This is a genomic window from Streptomyces panaciradicis, from assembly GCF_023516615.1.
Taxonomy (GTDB): Bacteria; Actinomycetota; Actinomycetes; order Streptomycetales; family Streptomycetaceae; genus Streptomyces; species Streptomyces panaciradicis.
In genome coordinates, this window is record NZ_JAMGBF010000052.1 from 1 (window position 1) to 21,407 (window position 21,407).

Consider the following 21,407-nt stretch of genomic DNA (forward strand, 5'->3'; position numbering starts at 1 on the left):
GTGCCGACGAGGGCGTACGACAGGAGGATGCCGGGTCCCGCGGTGGCGATGCCGGAACTGGAGCCGACGAAGAGGCCGGCGCCGATGACACCGCCGATGGCGATCATCGACAGATGGCGGTTCTTGAGTCCTGCCTGGAGCCCGGAGGACTGGTGCCCGGAAGTCATGGGGGAATTCCTTTGCGCCGGGTGAGCGGTCTGAGCGGTTTCCCGCACAGGGGTGTGTACGGGTCGGTCCAGTGAAACGGAGGCAAAGGAATTCGTGAACCTTTGAATCCGGATCGTTATTTGAGGTTTCCTTGAGGTTCCATGGTGAGGGGTGGATTCCTCCGGGCCGACACCCGGGGCTGCTGCCCTGAAACGGCCGTGTCACACTCACAGGCATGCGCGTGTATCTCGGCTCCGACCATGCCGGCTTCGAACTCAAGAACCACCTCGTCGAGTGGTTGAAGGCGGCCGGCCACGACCCCGTCGACTGCGGCCCGCACCTCTACGACGCCCAGGACGACTACCCGCCCTTCTGCCTGCGTGCCGCCGAGCGGACGGCCGCGGACCCCGACGCCCTCGGTGTCGTGATCGGCGGCTCCGGCAACGGCGAGCAGATCGCCGCGAACAAGGTGAAGGGCGTGCGCGCGGCGCTCGCCTGGAGCGAGGAGACCGCCTCGCTCGGCCGCCAGCACAACAACGCCAACGTCGTGGCGGTGGGCGCGCGCATGCACACCACCGAGGAGGCGACGAAGTTCGTCGAGACCTTCCTGGGCACCCCGTTCTCCGGTGACGAGCGCCACATCCGCCGCATCGACATGCTCGCGGACTACGAGACGACGGGCGACCTGCCCCCGATCCCGGCGCACCACCCGCAGCAGGACTGACGCCCCTCGACAGGGGCCGGAAAGGAACGGGCACCGTGCCAGAGGGGCACACGATCCACCGGCTGGCGTCCGACTACGCCGGCCGCTTCTCCGGCACGGCGCCGCGCGTCACCAGCCCCCAGGGCAAGTTCTCCGACGCGGCCGCCCTGCTCGACGGCGCCCGGCTCACCCGTACGGAAGCCCACGGCAAGCACCTCTTCCTGGGCTTCCGCGACGGCGACTGGGTCCACATCCACCTCGGCCTGTTCGGCAAGGTGACCTTCGGCGCCGCCCCGGCGCCCCCGCCGACCGACACCGTCCGGCTGCGCCTGGCCAACGACACCTCCTACGTCGACCTGCGCGGCCCGACGACCTGCGCGCTCGTCACCGACGCCGAGAAGGAGGCGATACACGCCCGCCTCGGCCCCGACCCGCTGCGGGACGACGCCGACCCGCAGGTGGCGTACCGGCGGATCTCCCGCAGCCGTACGACGATCGCCGGGCTGCTGATGGACCAGAAGGTGATCGCCGGCGTCGGCAACGTCTACCGCGCCGAGGTCCTCTTCCGGCACGGCATCGACCCCTACCGGGCGGGCAAGGACCTCACCCCGGCCGAGTGGGACGCGATCTGGGCCGACCTCGTCGCGCTGATGCGCGAGGGCGTGCGCCACAACCGCATCGACACCGTCCGCCCCGAACACACCCCGGAGGCGATGGGCCGCCCGCCCCGCGTCGACGACCACGGCGGCGAGGTCTACGTCTACCGCCGGGCCGGCCTGCCCTGCCACCTCTGCGGCGGCGAGATCCGCACCGCCGACCTCGCCGCCCGCAACCTCTTCTGGTGCCCCACCTGCCAGCGCGCCTAGAAGCCGTGCGGCAGCCACGGGGCCACCGTGGACGCGAAGGCCAGTGACGCCTCCGCCAGCGCGCCCTGGCGCAGCTCCCGCACCCGCCCGGCCGCGGCGAGCGCCTCCAGGGTGACGCCGCCGAGATACGCCGACCCCAACTCCCTTACCGACAGGGCGAGATCGGGGGCGTCCTCGGTGCGGGCGCAGGAGGCGCCCTTCGGGTCGCCGGTCAGCCGCCAACGGCCCTCGTTCCAGGGGCAGAAGGCGTCCTCGACCGCCAGCACCACGTCCACCGGCGCCTGATAGGTCCGTGCCTGGAGCGCCGCGCCGACGTCCACCAGCCGTACGTGCAGGGAGTCCCGCGTCCGCAGCGAGCACCGCCGGATGTCGGAGACCAGGTGCTGCCAGCCCTCGTCCAGCGGCCGGCCCCGGGCGAACACCTTCGACGTGAGGTCGATGTCGCACAGGAACCGCCACAACGCCGCGTGCGCCGCCGGATCCAGCGCCTCCACGTCCTGCACCACCACCGTGCCGTCGGGGCCGGTCGGCTCCCAGTCCGGCTTGACGCGGAACCGGGCGTAGCCGACGACCTCGCCCTCCCGTTCCGCGAGCACGCACTGCTGCGGCGACGCGCCGCCCCGGTCGCTCTCCGGGTCCAGCACCCCCAGCCGCTCCCAGCCCGGCCCGCGCACCAGCATCCCGGGCCGCCGCGGCACGAGCCGGGCGTACAGCGCCTCGCAGGCGTCGAGCACGTCCCCGGGGCGCGCGTACCGCAGCCGCACCTCGTCGGTGCCGGGCGGCACGGACAGCCGGACGCGGGTCGTGTCGATCTCGGCGTTCACGTGGAAGGTCGCCGTCCCGTAGCCGAACCGCCCGTAGATCGCGGGCTCGGAGGCCGTCAGCACGGCCAGCGGCTCGCCCCAGGACCGCACGTCGTCCAACTGCCGCCGCATCATGGACGTCAGGACGCCCCGGCGCCGGTGCGTGGCGGCCACCGAGACCATGGTGACGCCGGCGGCCGGCACCGCGGCCCCGCCGGGCACGGTCAGCCGGAAGGCGAACGCCCCGGCCGTCCCGACGCACGCCTCACCGTCCCAGACGCCCACGCACCGCCGCGGATCGATCAGCTCGCGCCACAGCGCGCGCTCCTCGTCCGACTCCGGGACCCCGCCGAAGGCGCGGATCAGGTTGTCGTACCACTCGTCCCATTCGTCCTGCCGCAGCGCGCGCACGTCGTTCCCCATGAACCATGCCTACCAGGGCCGCACGGGAGGAGCGAGGGAATTTACGGCGCAGGCCGAAAGGCTCAACGGGCCCGTACAAAACGGTCTATTCACGGCCTTCACGGTGCCTGTGAAGTTGAACCTCGGATGGGGGACAAGTCGTACCTCCTGTGCCAAGTGGCGGGTCCGACGGATAAGGTCCCGAACTAATGGCAGCAGGACGAGAGCGGCGCGCGGAAGCCGAGACGTTCACGGCCCGGTTGAAGATGCAGTGGCACCGGGCCCGGGTCGGCGTGCGCAGAAGCGCCGTCGACTACTTCCGCGGGGACGGCTCGGAATGGATCGCCCTGGGCCTGCTGCTGTTCACCATCCCCGTCATCGCGGCTGTGACCCTGGCCAATTCGGTGTGGTGCTCCCCGGCCCTGCTGGTCGTGCCGATCGTCGCGGGCGGCCTGCTGCTGCGTCCGGCGAGCCTGCTCGGCCTGTACGCGGCGGCGGCCACGGCGCTGATCGTGGAGTCGGTGAAGCTCGGCCCCTACACGGAGGGCCCCTCGCGGGTCACCCCGGGCGTGGTCCTCGTGGTCGCCGCCTGCGGCTTCTTCGGCCTGCTGGTGGCCCAGTTCCGCAGCCGGGTCGGCGTGCCCTGGCGGCGCGGCGGCACCATGCTCTTCGACCTGCGCGAACGCATCCGCGTCCAGAGCAAGCTGCCCACGCTGCCCGGCGGCTGGCACCGCGAGATGGCCCTGCGCCCGGCCGGCGGCCAGTCCTTCTCGGGCGACTTCGTGGTCGCGGCCCGCACGAACGGCGGCCGCACCCTGGAGGTCGTCCTGACGGACGTGTCCGGCAAGGGCATGGACGCCGGTTCGCGGGCCCTGCTGCTGTCCGGCGCCTTCGGCGGCCTGCTGGGCTCGCTGCCGCCGCACGCCTTCCTCCCGGCCGCGAACGGCTACCTCCTGCGCCAGGACTGGGACGAGGGCTTCGCGACCTCCATCCACCTCGTGCTGGACCTCGACTCCGGCGACTACGAGCTCTACTCCGCCGGCCACCCGCCGGGCCTGCAGCTCAGCGCGGGCAGCGGCCGGTGGGAGGAGAAGGCGGCCGAGGGGCCGCTGCTCGGTGTGTACGACGGCGCGCAGTTCGACCCCGTGAAGGGATCGCTCCGCCCCGGGGACGTGCTGATGCTGTTCACGGACGGTCTGGTGGAGACCTCCGACCGGGACATCGTCGAGGGCATCGACCGGCTGACCGGGGAGGCCGACCGGTATGTCGCGGGCGGCTTCCACGGCGCGGCCTGGCATCTGATCGAGGCGGTGGCCAAGGACGTCAACGACGACCGGGCCCTGCTGCTGATCTGCCGCGAGGGCCCGACGGCCGGGCAGCCCAGGCTGGTGTAGCCGCCTGCGGGAGCGGTCCGGCGCCAGGACAGACTGGGGCCATGACACTGTCGCTCCTCGAAGTCGAGACGATCGCGCGCTGGGCGCACGCCACCCAGACCGACAAGCAGGACCGCCCCTACGTGGAGCACCTCGTCGCCGTCGTGGCGGGCGTACGCGCCTGCGCGGGGGACGAGGACCAGCTGAAGGCGGCCTGGCTGCACGACGCCGTCGAGGACACGCCGCTGACGGAGCGGTGGCTGCGCGGCCTCGAACTGAGCACCCGCACCCAGGACATCGTGCTCGCCCTCACCAAACGGGACGGCGAGCCGGCGCGGGAGTACGCCGACCGGATCCTGGCCACCCCCGGCGCGCTCCTGGTGAAGGCCGCGGACATCGCCCACAACGCCGACCCGGCACGCGTCGCGGGCGTCGCCGACGAGGCCACCCGCACACGACTGACCGAGAAGTACGCCGGCATGCGCGCACTTCTCGGTCTGGACGCCGCGGCGCCGGGCTGGGGTGTGGCTAGGCGCTGACCTTCTCGCGCGGGGCGTTGACCCGGCCGCGCGCCGCCTCGACGGAGTCGGGCCGGAAGGCCCACTTCATCTCCGGCTCCATCGCGAACCGGAACACCCGCTGCACCGGCCGGGTGCACAGCACCGTGACGACGGCGGCCGCGGCGAGCGTCACGAGGATCTCGCCGAGCGGCCGGCGCATCCAGCCGTAGTCGAACCAGCCGTAGAAGTCACCGGCCTTGACCACGAAACCGTGCAGCAGATAGCCGTACAGGGTGCCCGCGCCGAGTGTCGTGAACCACATCCGCCGGCGCGGCACCCAGGCGAAGAAACAGGCGGTCAGCAGCAGCGAGCAGCCGAACAGCGCCAGCGTCATGACCGGCCCCGACCACCAGGGCGCGCCCAGGTTCTGGGCGGCGTCGCGGTGGTAGAACCAGGCGGTGTTCATCCGCGGCACCGCCCACCAGCCGACGGCCAGCGCGGCCGCGAAGACCGGCACGGACAGCATCCGCACCCGGCGCGTGCGCACCCGGTGGAAGTGCTCCGGCTTCATGCACAGACCCAGCACGAAGTAGGGCAGGAACTGCAGCACCCGCTGCAGGTCGAGGTCGTCGCCGATGTCGGGGGAGACGGACGCCAGCATGGCGACGGCGAGCGCGAGCGGCAGCGGCCACCGGACCGTCTTCCACAGCGGGGTGGTCAGCCGCCAGACGAACAGCGCGATCAGGAACCAGGTGAGGTACCAGGGATCGAGCAGGCTGACGTCCATGCCCGGATCGTGGTCGCCGTAGCGCTTGAACAGCGAGTACGCCGTCTCGAACACGACGTAGGGCACCAGGACGCCGGTGACCAGGCGCCGGAGGCGGTCGGGGCGCATGTCGAAACTGCGCGAGAAGAAGCCGGAGATGATGATGAACGCCGGCATGTGGAAGGCGTAGACGACCGTGTACACGCCCTCCAGGACGCGGCTGTCGCCCTTCAGCGGCTCCCAGGAGTGGGCCATGGCCACCAGCACGATCGCCAGGTACTTGGCGTTGTCGAAGAAGGCGTCGCGCTGCTTGCCGGGCCGGGCCGGCTGTCCCTGGGCCGCACGCGCCTGCTGACTCTGCGGCGAACGCGGACTCGGCACTCCCGACGCCGGCGACTGTGCCGGAGGGAGCGGCGTTCTGTGCTGACCGGGGGACGAGGCGGCGTGAAACATCTGAGGCACCCTAGCGTTGTCTGTGGCTATTCGTGAAACCGTCCATGTCATTCCTGCTTATGGGCTTCGTGTGCCCCGAAATTGCGGGGAGTTGACCTCACGATTCGTCCCGGCAAAGAGGCATGAAGGGGACATTCCACCAGAGTCGCTCGCTGGCCTTATGGGTGGCTTAGTCCGGATGAATCATGACAACTAGGTCGGCTGTCGCTCGGCTTTGGTGTGCCCGTGACGACAATTCGAAATAACTGCGAACGCGTTGTGTGGACATGGAAACGATCGCGCCGAATTGCCTGGGCGGGTGGGTCCTCGAATTGCCGTGCGGACAGCCCGTGTTGGGGCCCGCGGTGCCCGTGCGTCCGTATGGTTCAGGCAAAGCTGTGACACAGGTGCCGCGCCGATGTCCCACCAGCCGCATACGCAGGCCCTGTTGGTGGCACGATGGTTCTGGCGGGGGTGCGCGGGCATGCGCCCCCGGGCCGGGAGAGCGGACCGACCAAGGGTGTGTGATCAGTTGTGGCCATTTCACTGTCAGTGGTGCTGCTGTTGGCGATCATCCTGGTGGTCCTGATCCGGGGTGGATCGATCAAGGCCGGACCCGCCATCGTCGCGGTGCTCTTCGGCTTCTTCCTCGCGTCGACCGGCATGGCCCCGTCGATCAACCGCTTCCTGAACTCGATAGCGGAAACGATCAACTCGATCAGCTTCTGACGGTGAGCCCCACCGAACGCCCGTTCCTCGGGTGCCCGGCGGCGGCTCCGTCATGCCGACACGCGCACGCCCGGCGCCACGGTCGCGGACCGCGCCGGGGTCTGCCGACCCCGGAAACCACCCGGGGCCGGACACGAGCATCATGCTCGTGTCCGGCCCCGGGCCGTATGGAGCGGGCGACGGGAATCGAACCCGCGTAGCCAGTTTGGAAGACTGGGGCTCTACCATTGAGCTACGCCCGCACACAGCGCGCCGCAGGTCGGGAGACCGCGGCACTGAAGGCATCGTAGCGGGTCGGCCCGCCTCGCCGCACACCCCTTCGCCGCCCGGCCGGCCGAGAGCGGCGGCACTCCGGGAAAACCGGCGGTCGCACAGCGTGCAGGCATGTACCCTACGTGTCGCACCAGACGGGGTGTGGCGCAGCTTGGTAGCGCGTCCGCTTTGGGAGCGGAAGGCCGTGGGTTCAAATCCCGCCACCCCGACCATGTGATCACCGAGTGATCGCCTTTGGGGCGTGTCGCCGCTGCCGTTACTATGCAAGCTGCACGCCCGTGTGTCTCTCCTCTACGAAGTAGTCCTCCGGGCGGCGATCCGCCGGAGCCGCTCTGGCCCCGGCAGAACCCAAGCAGTCAGCCACCAAGGAGACCGAACCGTGAAGAGCGCCGTGGAGACCCTGAACCCGACTCGGGTTCGGCTCACTGTCGAGGTGCCCTTCGAGGAGCTCAAGGACAGCCTCGACGCGGCGTACAAGAAGATCAACCAGCAGGTCACGGTGAAGGGCTTCCGGAAGGGCAAGATCCCGGCCCGCGTCATCGACCAGCGGTTCGGCCGCGGTGCGGTCCTGGAGGAGGCGGTCAACGACGCGCTTCCGAAGTTCTACACCGAGGCGGTCAACGAGGCGGAGATCGACGTCCTCGGCCAGCCCGAGGTCGACATCACCGAGCTGAAGGACGGCGAGACGCTGAACTTCACCGCCGAGGTCGACGTCCGCCCGACCATCGAGATCCCGGACTACTCCGGCATCGAGGTCGAGGTCGACGCCGTCGAGGTCACCGACGAGGACGTCGAGAAGTCCGTCGAGCAGCTCCGCGAGCGCTTCGCCTCGACCTCGCCGGTCGAGCGCGCCGCCGAGGACGGCGACGTCGTCACGATCGACCTGCAGGCCAAGGTCGAGGGCGAGGTCCTCGAGGACGGCGTCGCCGACGGCGTCTCGTACACCATCGGCTCCGGCGAGCTCCTCGACGGCATCGACGACGCCGTCAAGGGCCTGTCCGCGGGCGAGGAGGCCACCTTCACCTCCGAGCTCAAGGGCGGCTCCGCGGCCGGCAAGGAGGCCGAGGTCACCGTCAAGGTCACCCAGGTCGCCGCCCGCGAACTGCCCGAGCTGGACGACGACTTCGCGCAGCTCGCCTCCGAGTTCGACACCCTCGAGGAGCTCAAGGCGGACAGCCGCAAGCGCCTCGAGAACATGAAGCAGTACGACCAGGCCACGCAGGCCCAGGAGCGCGTCCTGGAGAAGCTGCTGGAGCTCGTCGAGGTGCCCGTCCCCGAGAAGCTGCTCGAGGACGAGATCAACACCCGCAAGCACAACCTGGAGCACCACCAGCTCGGCCAGATGGGTCTCGACCTCGCGAAGTACCTGGAGATCCAGGGCAAGACCGAGGAGGAGTTCGACACCGAGACCAAGGAAGCCGCGGTCAAGGGCATCAAGACCCAGTTCGTCCTCGACGAGCTGGTCAAGCAGGAGAAGCTGAACGTCAACCAGGAGGAGCTCACCGAGCACCTCATGCGCCGCGCCGCCTCCTCCGGCATGTCCCCCGACCAGTTCGCCCAGGCCGTCGTCGAGGGCGGCCAGGTGCCGCTCCTGGTCGGCGAGGTCGCCCGCGGCAAGGCCCTCGCGGTCGTCGTCGAGGCCGCCACGGTCAAGGACACCAACGGCGAGGTCGTCGACCTGGACGACGAGGAGGAGACGGAGGCCGCCGCCGACGTCGCCGCCGAGGCGACCGAGGCCGACGCCACCGACGCCGACGAGACGGACAAGACCGAGGGCTGAGACCCCGACGGCGCCGCGAGGCGTCGTAGGGAAGCCGTGGGAAAGCCGTAGGGAAAGGGCCCGGGGACACGCTCCCCGGGCCCTTTCCCGCGCTCGTGGCCGCCCGCCGTCCCACGGAGCAACCGCACATGCGCTGACAGCGAACAGTCCGGGAACCGGGATGGCACTGTCCGGCCTGCGCGTTAGGGTCCATGTACGAGGGCAGGGGAGTCACCAGAACTAGCCCGCCCCCGGATGGGAACACGTGAGACGGCCCGGCGCCGTCGTAAGACGAGCAGGTGGATACGTGACGAATCTGATGCCCTCAGCCGCCGGCGAGCCTTCCATCGGTGGTGGCCTCGGCGACCAGGTCTACAACCGGCTGCTCAACGAGCGGATCATCTTCCTCGGCCAGCCGGTCGACGACGACATTGCGAACAAGATCACCGCGCAGCTGCTGCTCCTTGCCGCCGACCCGGACAAGGACATCTACCTCTACATCAACAGCCCGGGCGGTTCGATCACGGCCGGTATGGCGATCTACGACACCATGCAGTTCATCAAGAACGACGTGGTGACCATCGCCATGGGCCTCGCGGCCTCCATGGGGCAGTTCCTGCTCAGCGCGGGCACCCCCGGCAAGCGCTTCGCGCTGCCGAACGCCGAGATCCTGATCCACCAGCCCTCCGCGGGCCTGGCGGGCTCGGCCTCCGACATCAAGATCCACGCCGAGCGGCTGCTGCACACCAAGAAGCGCATGGCGGAGCTCACCTCGCAGCACACCGGCCAGTCGGTCGAGCAGATCACCCGCGACTCGGACCGTGACCGCTGGTTCGACGCCTTCGAGGCCAAGGAGTACGGCCTCATCGACGACGTCATCCCGACGGCCGCCGGTATGCCGGGCGGCGGTGGCACCGGCGCGGCCTGAGGCCACCCTGCCGAGCCCCCAGCCGACCGCCCAAGCCCCTAGGAGACAGACAGTGAACGACTTCCCCGGCAGCGGCCTCTTCGCGCGCCCCGAGGCCGAGTACACCGGCCCGCGCGCCGAGTCCCGCTACGTGATCCCGCGCTTCGTCGAGCGCACCTCGCAGGGCATCCGCGAGTACGACCCGTACGCGAAGCTCTTCGAGGAGCGGGTGATCTTCCTCGGCGTCCAGATCGACGACGCCTCCGCCAACGACGTCATGGCGCAGCTGCTGTGCCTGGAGTCGATGGACCCCGACCGGGACATCTCGGTCTACATCAACAGCCCCGGCGGCTCCTTCACGGCGCTGACGGCCATCTACGACACGATGCAGTTCGTGAAGCCCGACATCCAGACGGTCTGCATGGGCCAGGCGGCCTCCGCCGCCGCCATCCTGCTGGCCGCCGGCACGCCGGGCAAGCGCATGGCGCTGCCGAACGCCCGCGTGCTGATCCACCAGCCCTACAGCGAGACGGGCCGCGGTCAGGTCTCCGACCTGGAGATCGCCGCCAACGAAATCCTCCGGATGCGTGCGCAGCTGGAGGAGATGCTGGCCAAGCACTCGACCACGCCGATCGAGAAGATCCGCGAGGACATCGAGCGCGACAAGATCCTCACGGCCGAGGACGCGCTGTCGTACGGCCTGATCGACCAGATCATCTCCACCCGGAAGATGAACAACGCGGCCGTCCGCTGACAACGGAAGCGGTGCGGAAGCTGTATCGTCTGCCGCCCCTTGGCACGGTTGGTGTGCTTTGACACGCTGCACGTCACAGTGAACCGCGCCAAGGGGGGCCCGAACGAGGGGCCCGGCAAGGTACCGTCGGAATAGGCAGCACCAGGAGCCGCTGGATCTAGGCGTCTCCCAGGCGAAGGGGAAGCACACCGTGGCACGCATCGGTGACGGCGGCGATCTGCTGAAGTGCTCGTTCTGCGGCAAGAGCCAGAAGCAGGTCAAGAAGCTCATCGCAGGGCCTGGTGTGTACATCTGCGACGAGTGCATCGATCTCTGCAACGAGATCATCGAGGAAGAACTCGCGGAGACGAGCGAGGTGCGCTGGGAGGAACTTCCCAAGCCGCGCGAGATCTACGAGTTCCTCGAGGGCTACGTGGTGGGCCAGGAGGCGGCGAAGAAGGCCCTCTCCGTCGCGGTCTACAACCACTACAAGCGCGTCCAGGCCGGCGAGAACGGCGGCGGCAGCGGCCGTGACGACGCGATCGAGTTGGCGAAGTCCAACATCCTCCTGCTCGGCCCCACGGGCTCGGGCAAGACGCTCCTCGCGCAGACCCTGGCCCGCATGCTGAACGTCCCGTTCGCGATCGCGGACGCGACGGCGCTGACGGAGGCCGGTTATGTCGGCGAGGACGTCGAGAACATCCTGCTCAAGCTGATCCAGGCGGCCGACTACGACGTCAAGAAGGCCGAGACCGGGATCATCTACATCGACGAGATCGACAAGGTCGCGCGGAAGAGTGAAAACCCCTCCATCACGCGCGACGTGTCGGGCGAGGGCGTCCAGCAGGCCCTGCTGAAGATCCTGGAGGGCACCACCGCCTCCGTCCCGCCCCAGGGCGGCCGCAAGCACCCCCACCAGGAGTTCATCCAGATCGACACGACGAACGTCCTGTTCATCGTGGGCGGCGCCTTCGCGGGCCTGGAGAAGATCATCGAGTCCCGGGCGGGTGCCAAGGGCATCGGCTTCGGCGCGACGATCCGCTCCAAGCGCGAGCTGGAGGCCAAGGACCAGTTCGAGGACGTCATGCCCGAGGACCTGGTCAAGTTCGGCATGATCCCCGAGTTCATCGGCCGCCTCCCGGTCATCACCTCGGTCCACAACCTCGACCGCGAGGCCCTGCTCCAGATCCTGGTCGAGCCGCGCAACGCGCTCGTCAAGCAGTACCAGCGCCTGTTCGAACTCGACGGCGTGGAGCTGGACTTCGAGCGCGAGGCCCTGGAGGCCATCGCCGACCAGGCCATCCTCCGCCAGACCGGCGCGCGCGGCCTGCGCGCCATCATGGAGGAGGTCCTGATGTCGGTGATGTACGAGGTCCCGTCCCGCAAGGACGTGGCCCGCGTGGTCATCACGGCCGACGTCGTCCACTCCAACGTCAACCCGACCCTGATCCCCCGAGACGCCCGCAACGGCCGGGGCCCGGGCGAGCAGAAGACGGCGTAACGACCCGAGACGAACGAAGGGGCCCCGGTCAACAGACCGGGGCCCCTTCGCAGTTGAACGGTGTGACGTCCGTCAGGCCTTGACGCGGACCTGGTTGCGGAGCTTGGCGGTCGTCTCCGCCGCCTCCGTGGGGTCGGTCGCGTTGCCCGCCGCGATGTCCGAGTACTTCATCGGCATCACGAAGCCGAGCGTGCTGTGGTCGCCCCAGACGCAGTACGTGACGCCCATCTCCTTGGCCATGCCGGACCCGGCGGCCGACGAGTTCTCGACCTTGGCGCCCTGGCACTTGAGGACCGCGCCGCTCAGGCCCGCGGGCTTGTACTCCTTGGGGCTTCCCTCGAAGGTGACGTTCTCCTTCTTGGAGTCCTTCTTCATGAAGCCGAAGAAGCCGTCGACGGCCTTCTCGGGATCGTCGATCGTTCCGTAGACACCACCGAACGAGAGGATCTTCCCGCCCAGCGGGTTGCTCGCGTCCTTCACCTCGTAGGAGGCGCTGACGTCCTTGGCGTCCTTGACGCCCCAGGACGCCGCGTCCTGCAGGTCGGACTTGGTCATCGTGTTGCTGTCGCTGCTGGACTTCTTGTACTCGGTGAGCACGACCGACGGCGTCGTCAGCTTGTGCGGGCCGTCGTCGGCGACGGTCGAACCGCCACCACCGGAGCCACCGCTCCCGCCGACCACCAGGTAGATCCCCACGCCGATCGCGGCCACGACCGCCACCGCGCCGATGATCAGGCCCGTCTTCTTCTTGCCGCCGCCCGGGACCGGGGGCTGCGGGACCGTGTAGGGCTGCTGGCCGTACGGCTGCTGGCCGTAGGGCGGCTGCTGCTGCCCGTACGGGTTCGGCTGCTGCGGCGGCACGCCCTGCGGGGGCGTCTGCGGGTAGCCGTAACCCGGCTGGGGTGCCGTCGGCGGCTGCTGGGGGTAGCCGTAGCCGGGCTGGGGGGCCTGCGGCGGCTGCTGGCCGTAGGGTCCCGGCTGGCCGTACGGCCCGGGCTGCTGGGGCTGCCCGCCGTACGGGCCCGGCTGGTTGTGACTCATTTCTGGGTTCCCCTCCAGATGCTTATGTGGCCCTGACATCCTGGCGCAGCCGCGATGGACGCAGTGCATCGGGGGCCGCACCGTTACAGAACAAACGCGTTTCGGGACACCCCCGCGACACCCCTAAACTGACCCCGTGACCGAGAACGCTCAGCAGCAGCCATCAGCGCCCAGCACCGAACTGCCGACCCAGTACGCGCCGGCCGATGTAGAGGGGCCGCTGTACGAGCGTTGGGTGGACAAGGGGTACTTCGCCGCTGACGCCAAGAGCGACAAGCCGGCGTACACCATCGTCATCCCGCCGCCGAACGTCACCGGCAGCCTCCACCTGGGCCACGCCTTCCAGCACACGCTCATGGACGCCCTCACCCGCCGCAAGCGGATGCAGGGCTACGAGTCGCTGTGGCTGCCCGGCATGGACCACGCCGGCATCGCCACCCAGAACAAGGTCGAGCAGCAGCTCGCCGAGGAGGGCAAGTCCCGCCACGACCTCGGCCGCGAGGAGTTCGTCGACCGCGTCTGGCAGTGGAAGGAGGAGTACGGCGGCAAGATCCTCGGCCAGATGCGCCGCCTCGGTGACGGCGTCGACTGGGACCGCGAGCGGTTCACCATGGACGAGGGCCTGTCCAAGGCCGTCCAGACCATCTTCAAGAAGCTCTACGACGACGAGCTGATCTACCGCGCCGAGCGCATCATCAACTGGTGCCCGCGCTGCCTGACGGCCATCTCGGACATCGAGGTGGAGTACCAGGAGGACGACGGCGAGCTCGTCTCCATCAAGTACGGCGAGGGCGACGAGACGCTGGTCGTCGCCACCACCCGCGCCGAGACGATGCTCGGCGACACCGCCGTCGCCGTCCACCCGGATGACGAGCGCTACAAGCACCTGGTCGGCAAGCGCATCAAGCTGCCCCTGACGAACCGCGCCATCCCGGTCGTCGCCGACAGCCACGTCGACCCCGAGTTCGGCACCGGTGCCGTCAAGGTCACCCCCGCCCACGACCCGAACGACTTCGCCATCGGCCAGCGCCACGGCCTGGAGTCGATCACCGTCATGGACGAGCGGGCCGTCATCACCGCCCACGGCCCCTTCCAGGGCCTGGACCGCTTCGAGGCGCGCAGCGCCATCGTCGCCGCCCTGCGCTCGCAGGGCCGGATCGTCGCCGAGAAGCGCCCGTACGTCCACTCCGTCGGCCACTGCTCGCGCTGCAAGACCACCATCGAGCCGCGTCTGTCCATGCAGTGGTGGGTCAAGGTCGGCCCGCTGGCCAAGGCGGCCGGCGACGCGGTCCGCGACGGCCGGGTCAAGATCCACCCCGAGGACATGTCGAAGCGGTACTTCGACTGGGTCGACAACATGCACGACTGGTGCATCTCACGGCAGTTGTGGTGGGGCCACCGCATCCCCGTCTGGTACGGCCCGAACGGCGAGGTCGTCTGCGTCGGACCGGACGAGGAGCCCCCGGGCGGCGAGGGGTGGAAGCAGGACACCGACGTCCTCGACACCTGGTTCTCCTCCGGCCTGTGGCCGTTCTCCACGCTCGGCTGGCCCGAACAGACCGAGGACCTGCGGAAGTTCTATCCGACCGACGTCCTGCTCACCGGTCACGACATCATCTTCTTCTGGGTCGCCCGGATGATGATGTTCGGCCTGTACGCGATGGACGGCGAAGTCCCCTTCCGCACCATCGCGTTGACCGGTCTGGTCCGTGACGAGCGCGGCAAGAAGATGTCGAAGTCCTTCGGCAACGTCGTCGACCCGCTGGACTGGATGGACAAGTACGGCTCCGACGCCGTCCGCTTCACCCTGGCCCGCGGCGCCAACCCCGGCACCGACGTCCCGATCGGCGAGGAGTGGGTCCAGGCCTCCCGCAACTTCGCCAACAAGATCTGGAACGCCACCCGTTTCGCGCTGATGAACGGTGCGACGGTGGACGGCCCGCTGCCGGCGCCGGAGAAGCTGTCGGCCACCGACCGCTGGATCCTCTCGCGCCTCAACGAGACGGTCGCGCAGGTCGACGCGCTCTACGAGGACTACCAGTTCGCGAAGCTCTCCGACGCCCTCTTCCACTTCGCGTGGGACGAGGTCTTCGACTGGTACGTCGAGCTGTCCAAGACGACGTTCCAGGCGGGCGGCGAGGCGGCCGAGGTCTCCCAGCGCGTCCTGGGCGAGGTCCTCGACGTCACGCTCAAGCTGCTGCACCCGATCGTCCCGTTCGTCACCGACACCCTGTGGACCACGCTCACGGGCGGCGAGTCCGTCGTCGTCGCCGAGTGGCCCCAGGACTCCGGCTTCCGGGACGCCGCCGCCGAGCGCGAGATCGAGACGCTCCAGTCGGTCATCACCGAGGTCCGCCGCTTCCGCGCCGACCAGGGCCTGCAGCCGGGCCAGCGCGTCCCGGCCCGCCTCAGCCTGGACGGCACGGCACTGGCGCCCCACGAGGCCGCCATCCGCCAGCTGCTGCGCCTGCAGCCGGAGGGCGACGCCTTCACGGCGACGGCCACCCTCCCGGTCGCGGGCGCCGAGGTCGCCCTCGACCTCTCCGGCACGATCGACGTCGCGGCGGAGCGCAAGCGCCTCGCCAAGGACCTCGCGGCGGCGGAGAAGGAGAAGGCCCAGGCGACGGCCAAGCTGGGCAACGAGGCGTTCCTGGCGAAGGCCCCGGACAACGTGGTCGACAAGATCCGCACCCGCCTGGCCAAGGCGGAGGAGGACATCACCCGCATCCAGTCCCAGCTGGACCGCCTGCCCCAGCAGTAACCGACCCAGCAACGCGGGCCCCCGGAGCCGACAGGCGCCGGGGGCCCGCGCTCACCCCGGCGCGCGACCCTCGGAACTGTTCAGCCCCGGGCGCCGCCGCCCACCCAGGGGCGCGGGGAACTGCGCGACAAGCCCCCACCTCCCCGCGCCCGCCGACCGGGACCAGCACCCCTCCCCTCGGGCGCCGACAGGGACCAGCCTCTTCCCCTCGGGCGCCGACAGGGACCAGCCACCCCTCCCCTCGGGCGCAGCCCTAGACTGGCCCTGTGAGTGACAGCGACCCCTTCGACGAGATCATCGCGGAAGAAACCACCCGTGACCCCGATCTCGCGGTCATCGAGGCCGGCAGCCGAACCCTCCGCACCCAGGGCGGAGCCCCGAGCGCCGACGTGCCCGCCCGCCCCGAGGACCCGGAGGTCGACAAGGCCCTGCGCGCGGTCGAGGCCGACCTGGCGACCCGCTGGGGCGAGACGAAGCTGGAGCCGTCGGTCAGCCGGATCGCCGCGCTGATGGACGTGCTGGGCGAGCCGCAGCGCTCGTACCCCTCGATCCACATCACGGGCACGAACGGCAAGACCTCCACCGCCCGCATGATCGAGGCCCTCCTCGGCGCCTTCGAGCTGCGCACGGGCCGCTACACCTCCCCGCACGTGCAGTCGATCACCGAGCGCATCAGCCTGGACGGCGCCCCGATCTCCGCCGAGCGCTTCATCGAGACGTACGACGACATCAAGCCGTACGTCGAGATGGTCGACGCCTCGCAGGAGTACCGCCTGTCCTTCTTCGAGGTCCTCACCGGCATGGCGTACGCGGCCTTCGCGGACGCCCCCGTGGACGCGGCCGTCGTCGAGGTCGGCATGGGCGGCTCCTGGGACGCCACGAACGTCATCGACGCGGACGTCGCCGTCGTCACCCCGATCGACCTCGACCACACCGACCGCCTCGGGGAGACGCCCGCCGCGATCGCCTCGGAGAAGTCCGGGATCATCAAGCAGGACGCGACGGTCATCCTCGCCCAGCAGCCGGTCGACGCGGCCCAGGTGCTGCTGAAGAAGGCCGTCGACGTGGACGCCACCGTGGCCCGCGAGGGCCTGGAGTTCGGCGTGGTCGCCCGCCAGGTGGCCGTCGGCGGCCAGCTGCTCACCCTGCGCGGCCTCGGCGGCGAGTACGGCGAGGTCTTCCTCCCGCTGCACGGCCCGTACCAGGCCCACAACGCGGCCGTGGCGCTGGCCGCCGTCGAGGCGTTCTTCGGCGTCGGCTCGCAGCGCCCCGAGCCCCTCGACATGGACACGGTCCGCAAGGCCTTCGCGTCCGTGTCCTCCCCGGGCCGCCTGGAGGTCGTACGGCGCTCCCCGACGGTCGTGCTGGACGCGGCCCACAACCCGGCGGGCGCCCGGGCCACCGCCGAGGCCGTCGGTGAGGCGTTCGACTTCAGCCGGCTGATCGGGGTCGTGGGCGCCAGCGGCGACAAGAACGTGCGCGGGCTGCTGGAGGCCTTCGAGCCGATCTTCACCGAGGTCGTCGTCACCCAGAACTCCACGCACCGCGCGATGGACGCCGACGAGCTCGCCGCGATCGCCGTCGAGGTCTTTGGCGAGGAGCGCGTCCAGGTCGAGCCGCGGCTGCCGGACGCCCTGGAGGCCGCGATCACCCTGGCCGAGGAGGAGGGCGAGTTCGCGGGCGGCGGAGTCCTCGTCACCGGCTCCGTCATCACCGTGGGCGAGGCCCGACTGCTCCTCGGGAGGGGCTGACACCGTGCGTACGCTGTGTTCCTCGACGCTGATCGGCGAGTTCTTCGTGATCGGGTTCGCCGGGCTGGTCGCCATGAAGGACCCGGACCTGTCCGTGGCGACGGTGTGGACCGTCAGCGGCATCGCGATGTTCCTGTGCCTGGTGCTGTGCGGCATGGTGACCCGTCCGGGCGGCGTCGCGCTGGGCTGGGCCCTCCAGGTAGCGCTGATCGCCTCCGGGTTCGCCGTGCCGACGATGTTCTTCCTCGGCGCGATCTTCGCCGCCCTGTGGTGGGCCTCGGTGCACTACGGCAGGAAGATCGACGAGGCGAAGGCGAGATTCGCCGCCGAGAGCGCCTCCTCTACACCTGACGCTGCGTGACGAGGGCCCCGACACGCCCTGTAATCTTCGAACACCCCGCACGACTCTTGATCACTAGGAGCCCGCAGTGAGCCAGCGCACCCTCGTCCTGCTCAAGCCCGACGCAGTCCGCCGCGGCCTGACCGGCGAGATCATCAGCCGCATCGAGCGCAAGGCCGGCTGGCAGATCACCGCGCTGGAGCTGCGCACCCTGGACCAGGAGACGCTGGAGCAGCACTACGGAGAGCACAAGGGCAAGCCGTTCTACGAGCCGCTGGTGGAGTTCATGGCCTCCGGCCCGGTCGTGGCGCTGATCGTCGAGGGCGAGCGGGTCATCGAGGGGCTGCGCGCGCTCGCCGGCCCGACCGACCCGATCGCCGCCGCGCCCGGCTCCATCCGCGGCGACTACGGCGTCATCGTCCGCGAGAACCTGATCCACGCCTCCGACTCCGAGGAGTCCGCCGAGCGCGAGGTGAAGATCTTCTTCCCGGGCCGCGCGTAACCCGGGCCCCGCGGGACGGCGAGTCCGGGGGCGGTGACCCCCGGACTTTCTGGCATATGCGTGGCGATCGAGGGAACGAGCACCCCCGAACGCCCCTCTCACCAAGCGAACGCACCCAGCATCTGCTGACAATGGCGGAGACCCTTACGCCGTGTCCGTGCGGGCGCCGATAGCATGGAAGCCTTCACGTCACAGCACATACTTCGCCTACCTGAAAAGCCCTCAAAAGCTCCCAGGAAGGCCAGACGAATCCTGATGGGGAACTCAATGTCGTTCATCGGCCGTGACATGGCTGTCGACCTCGGGACCGCCAACACGCTGGTGTACGTCAGGGGTCGCGGGATCGTACTCAACGAGCCGTCCGTAGTCGCGATCAACACGAACACCGGTGGCATCCTCGCGGTCGGTGCCGAAGCGAAGAAGATGATCGGCCGCACGCCCGGCAACATCGTCGCCGTCCGCCCGCTGAAGGACGGCGTGATCGCCGACTTCGAGATCACCGAGCGGATGCTCCGCTACTTCATCCTGAAGATCCACAAGCGGCGGTATCTGGCTCGTCCGCGGGTCGTCGTCTGTGTGCCCTCGGGCATCACCGGCGTCGAGCGCCGCGCCGTCATCGAGGCGTCGTCCCAGGCCGGCGCCCGCCAGGTGCACATCATCGAGGAGCCCATGGCCGCGGCCATCGGTTCCGGCCTGCCGGTCCACGAGGCCACGGGCAACATGGTGGTGGACATCGGCGGCGGCACGACGGAGGTCGCGGTCATCTCGCTCGGCGGCATCGTCACCGCCCAGTCCATCCGCGTCGCGGGCGACGAACTGGACAACGCGATCATCCAGCACATCAAGAAGGAGTACAGCCTTCTTCTGGGTGAGCGGACTGCCGAGCAGATCAAGATCACGATCGGTTCGGCGTACGACCTCGACGCTGACGAACACACCGAAATCCGCGGCCGGGACCTGGTGTCCGGGCTGCCCAAGACCGTCGTCATCTCGGCCGCAGAGGTGCGCAAGGCCATCGAGGAACCGGTCAACGCCATCGTCGACGCCGTCAAGACGACCCTCGACAAGTGCCCGCCGGAGCTGTCCGGCGACATCATGGACCGCGGAATCGTTCTGACCGGCGGCGGAGCCCTGCTGCGCGGCCTCGACGAGCGGCTGCGGCGCGAGACGGGCATGCCGATCCACATCGCCGAGGACCCGCTGGACAGCGTGGCGCTCGGCTCCGGCAAGTGCGTGGAGGAGTTCGAGGCGCTCCAGCAGGTGCTGGACGCCCAGCCGCGCAGATGACGTAACTCTTCGATTCCGCCGTACGAGATGATCTCCTCTCGTGCGGCGGATCGTTGATATAGAGGCATAAGCTCACGCATAAGCCTTCGCACCCTTCGACACCTGAACACCCGCACATTCCTATGAGGAAGGCACGGCCGCCGCACGTGAGGGACACGAGAGAGAGCCGGCTGCTCCTGGTGCTGTTGATCGCCGTCGCGTTCGCGCTGATCACTGTGGACATCCGCGGCGGGGAGGACTCACCGGTCGACGGTGCCCGCCGGGCGGCGGCCGCGGCCTTCGGCCCGATCGAGAACGGCGTGTCGGCGGCGGTCGATCCGGTCGGCAACGCCGTCTCCGCGGTGCGCGACTCCGGCACCAAGCACGACCGGCTCGCCCGGCTGGAGAAGGAGAACGCGGCCCTCAAGGCCAAGCTCGGCAGCGACGACCGCAACACCAGCCGCCTCAAGCAGCTCGACAAGATGCTGAAGATCGCCGGCGAGGGCCAGTACGGCATCAAGGGCGCCGAGGTCATCGCCATAGGAGCGGCCCAGGGCTTCTCCTGGACCATCACGATCGACGTCGGCGCGAACGACGGCATCAAGCGCGACATGACCGTCCTCAACGGCGACGGCCTCGTCGGACGCGTCACGACCGTCGGCCCGAACACCTCCACCGTCCTGCTCGCCAACGACCCCGACTTCACCGTCGGCACCCGCATGGAGAACAGCGACGAACTCGGCTTCGCCTCCGGCCAGGGCGACCGCCCGCTGCGCGTCGAACTCCTCAACGGCAAGGCGGACGTGAAGAAGGGCGACCGGCTCGTCACCTTCGGCTCCGAAGCCGACAAGCCCTTCGTGCCGGGCGTCCCGGTCGGCGTGGTCTCCCGCGTCCAGCCCTCCGAGGGCGGCCTGACCCGGACCATCTACGTCACGCCGTACGTCGGCTTCACCAAGCTCGACATCGTCGGCGTCGTCGTCGAGGCCCCGAAGAAGGACCCCCGCGACACGGTGCTGCCGAAGAAGCCCAAGCCGACCCCGACGCCGACGGTCACCGTCACGGTCACCCCCTCGGCGAACGCGCCCACCAACGGCCCGACCCCGTAGCAGTAGGAGCTGAATCCCCATGCGTGTCAACCGGATCCTGCTCTCCTCAACACTGGTGGTCGTCGCCCTGGTGATCCAGGTGAGCGTCCTCTCCCGGCTCCATCTGCCGGGCGCCGTACCCGACTTGCTGCTCCTGACCGTCCTGGCCCTGGCCATGGTCTACGGCCATGTCGGCGGCGCCCTCGTCGGCTTCGGCGCCGGCCTGCTCGCCGACCTCGCGCCCCCGGCCGACCACGCGGCCGGCCGCTACGCCCTGGTCCTGTGCGTCATCGGCTACCTCGCCGGCCTGATCAAACCGGAGAACGGCAGACTCAAGTCGGCCACCGGCCCCATGGTCGTCGTGGTCGCCGCCGCCATCGGCTCCACCCTGCTGTACGCCGGGGTCGGCGCCCTCGTCGGCGACACCGCCGCCCGCCATGTGGGCCTGGCCGGCCTGCTGTTCACGGCCGCCCTGTACGACCTGCTGCTCGCCCCCTTCGTGGTCCCCGGGATCATGGCCCTGGCCCGGCGCGCCGACAACGACCCGCTCGCCGAGGCCGGTTCCGCCGGAAAGAAGGCCACCGACATCTCCTCGGGGTGGATCTCCGCGGGCACCGGCCTGAAGATCGGCGGCCAGCGCGGCGGCCTGGGCGCCCTGAAGACCAAGGCGCGCACCCGCACCGCCCGGGTGGGACGCATCAAGGGGGTCAAGCGGCTGTGACAGCGGGTCAGTTCACCCGAACGGGGCACTTTTCGCGGAACGGCGC

The 21,407-nt window shown here is 69.7% G+C and carries 19 protein-coding genes, 2 tRNA genes and 1 pseudogene; 17 read left to right on the forward strand and 5 right to left on the reverse strand.

Features of this window, described 5'->3' with window-relative positions; genetic code table 11:
* A pseudogene (locus M8J74_RS19600) lies at positions 1-167 on the reverse strand (amino acid transporter); the annotation flags it as partial.
* 215 nt (positions 168-382) lie between these two features.
* On the opposite strand from M8J74_RS19600, the gene M8J74_RS19605 reads away from it, so the two are divergent.
* Both M8J74_RS19605 and M8J74_RS19610 read left to right on the forward strand, forming a co-directional pair.
* Positions 383-871 carry a ribose-5-phosphate isomerase gene (locus M8J74_RS19605; RefSeq protein ID WP_249837671.1) on the forward strand — a complete coding sequence of 163 codons (489 nt, stop codon included), beginning with the start codon at positions 383-385 and terminating at the stop codon, positions 869-871.
* A gap of 35 nt (positions 872-906) precedes the next feature.
* Positions 907-1,716 carry an Fpg/Nei family DNA glycosylase gene (locus M8J74_RS19610; RefSeq protein ID WP_249837672.1) on the forward strand — a complete coding sequence of 270 codons (810 nt, stop codon included), beginning with the start codon at positions 907-909 and terminating at the stop codon, positions 1,714-1,716.
* Here M8J74_RS19610 and M8J74_RS19615 read toward each other — a convergent pair.
* Positions 1,713-2,942, reverse strand: a complete 1,230-nt coding sequence (locus M8J74_RS19615; protein WP_249837673.1) for a GNAT family N-acetyltransferase — start codon at positions 2,940-2,942, stop codon at positions 1,713-1,715. The two genes, M8J74_RS19610 and M8J74_RS19615, sit on opposite strands and share 4 nt — an antisense overlap.
* A gap of 188 nt (positions 2,943-3,130) precedes the next feature.
* Between M8J74_RS19615 and M8J74_RS19620 the strand changes: the two genes are divergently transcribed.
* Together M8J74_RS19620 and M8J74_RS19625 are read left to right on the forward strand one after the other, a co-directional pair.
* Positions 3,131-4,315: a PP2C family protein-serine/threonine phosphatase gene (locus M8J74_RS19620; RefSeq protein WP_058925297.1), complete on the forward strand. Its 1,185-nt coding sequence runs from the start codon at positions 3,131-3,133 to the stop codon at positions 4,313-4,315.
* Positions 4,316-4,356: 41 nt separating this feature from the next.
* Positions 4,357-4,833: an HD domain-containing protein gene (locus M8J74_RS19625; RefSeq protein WP_249837674.1), complete on the forward strand. Its 477-nt coding sequence runs from the start codon at positions 4,357-4,359 to the stop codon at positions 4,831-4,833.
* On the opposite strand, the gene M8J74_RS19630 is transcribed toward M8J74_RS19625, so the two are convergent.
* On the reverse strand, positions 4,823-5,941 hold the full coding sequence (locus M8J74_RS19630; protein ID WP_249837675.1) for an acyltransferase family protein: 1,119 nt from the start codon (positions 5,939-5,941) through the stop codon (positions 4,823-4,825). The genes M8J74_RS19625 and M8J74_RS19630 overlap by 11 nt on opposite strands.
* Positions 5,942-6,526: 585 nt before the next feature.
* Between M8J74_RS19630 and M8J74_RS19635 the strand changes: the two genes are divergently transcribed.
* Positions 6,527-6,721 carry a hypothetical protein gene (locus M8J74_RS19635; protein WP_016435177.1) on the forward strand — a complete coding sequence of 65 codons (195 nt, stop codon included), beginning with the start codon at positions 6,527-6,529 and terminating at the stop codon, positions 6,719-6,721.
* 168 nt (positions 6,722-6,889) lie between these two features.
* On the opposite strand, the gene M8J74_RS19640 is transcribed toward M8J74_RS19635, so the two are convergent.
* Positions 6,890-6,963 (reverse strand) — tRNA-Gly (locus tag M8J74_RS19640).
* 166 nt (positions 6,964-7,129) lie between these two features.
* Between M8J74_RS19640 and M8J74_RS19645 the strand changes: the two genes are divergently transcribed.
* The 5 genes from M8J74_RS19645 to clpX all read left to right on the forward strand — a co-directional run bounded on the left by M8J74_RS19645 (position 7,130) and on the right by clpX (position 11,894).
* Positions 7,130-7,206 (forward strand) — tRNA-Pro (locus tag M8J74_RS19645).
* Between the two features lie 167 nt (positions 7,207-7,373).
* Positions 7,374-8,774 (forward strand): trigger factor, encoded by a 1,401-nt coding sequence (gene tig, locus M8J74_RS19650; RefSeq protein WP_249837676.1) that lies wholly within the window; start codon positions 7,374-7,376, stop codon positions 8,772-8,774.
* A 298-nt stretch (positions 8,775-9,072) separates the two neighbouring features.
* Positions 9,073-9,681: an ATP-dependent Clp protease proteolytic subunit gene (locus tag M8J74_RS19655; RefSeq protein WP_055570713.1), complete on the forward strand. Its 609-nt coding sequence runs from the start codon at positions 9,073-9,075 to the stop codon at positions 9,679-9,681.
* A 52-nt stretch (positions 9,682-9,733) separates the two neighbouring features.
* Positions 9,734-10,414 (forward strand): ATP-dependent Clp protease proteolytic subunit, encoded by a 681-nt coding sequence (locus tag M8J74_RS19660; protein ID WP_058925300.1) that lies wholly within the window; start codon positions 9,734-9,736, stop codon positions 10,412-10,414.
* 190 nt (positions 10,415-10,604) lie between these two features.
* Positions 10,605-11,894, forward strand: a complete 1,290-nt coding sequence (gene clpX, locus M8J74_RS19665; protein WP_058925301.1) for an ATP-dependent Clp protease ATP-binding subunit ClpX — start codon at positions 10,605-10,607, stop codon at positions 11,892-11,894.
* A gap of 72 nt (positions 11,895-11,966) precedes the next feature.
* Here the strand turns inward: clpX and M8J74_RS19670 are convergent, their stop codons facing one another.
* The gene (locus M8J74_RS19670; protein ID WP_249837677.1) at positions 11,967-12,935 is read right to left on the reverse strand and encodes a hypothetical protein; all 969 of its coding nucleotides are present in this window, start codon (positions 12,933-12,935) and stop codon (positions 11,967-11,969) included.
* Between the two features lie 136 nt (positions 12,936-13,071).
* On the opposite strand from M8J74_RS19670, the gene M8J74_RS19675 reads away from it, so the two are divergent.
* The 7 genes from M8J74_RS19675 (at position 13,072) to mreD (ending at position 21,361) form a co-directional block, all read left to right on the forward strand.
* Positions 13,072-15,696 (forward strand): valine--tRNA ligase, encoded by a 2,625-nt coding sequence (locus tag M8J74_RS19675; protein ID WP_249837678.1) that lies wholly within the window; start codon positions 13,072-13,074, stop codon positions 15,694-15,696.
* A gap of 266 nt (positions 15,697-15,962) precedes the next feature.
* Complete coding sequence (gene folC, locus M8J74_RS19680) at positions 15,963-17,447, forward strand: bifunctional tetrahydrofolate synthase/dihydrofolate synthase (protein WP_249837679.1); 1,485 nt, start codon at positions 15,963-15,965, stop codon at positions 17,445-17,447.
* A 4-nt stretch (positions 17,448-17,451) separates the two neighbouring features.
* Positions 17,452-17,808, forward strand: coding sequence for a DUF4233 domain-containing protein (locus M8J74_RS19685; RefSeq protein WP_058925305.1), 357 nt, complete (start codon positions 17,452-17,454; stop codon positions 17,806-17,808).
* A 67-nt stretch (positions 17,809-17,875) separates the two neighbouring features.
* The gene (gene ndk, locus M8J74_RS19690; RefSeq protein WP_142151946.1) at positions 17,876-18,289 is read left to right on the forward strand and encodes a nucleoside-diphosphate kinase; all 414 of its coding nucleotides are present in this window, start codon (positions 17,876-17,878) and stop codon (positions 18,287-18,289) included.
* Positions 18,290-18,556: 267 nt separating this feature from the next.
* Positions 18,557-19,576 carry a rod shape-determining protein gene (locus tag M8J74_RS19695; RefSeq protein WP_004931372.1) on the forward strand — a complete coding sequence of 340 codons (1,020 nt, stop codon included), beginning with the start codon at positions 18,557-18,559 and terminating at the stop codon, positions 19,574-19,576.
* Positions 19,577-19,722: 146 nt separating this feature from the next.
* The gene (mreC, locus tag M8J74_RS19700) at positions 19,723-20,661 is read left to right on the forward strand and encodes a rod shape-determining protein MreC (protein WP_249837680.1); all 939 of its coding nucleotides are present in this window, start codon (positions 19,723-19,725) and stop codon (positions 20,659-20,661) included.
* A 19-nt stretch (positions 20,662-20,680) separates the two neighbouring features.
* Complete coding sequence (gene mreD / locus M8J74_RS19705; RefSeq protein ID WP_249837681.1) at positions 20,681-21,361, forward strand: rod shape-determining protein MreD; 681 nt, start codon at positions 20,681-20,683, stop codon at positions 21,359-21,361.
* Positions 21,362-21,407: the final 46 nt, after the last annotated feature.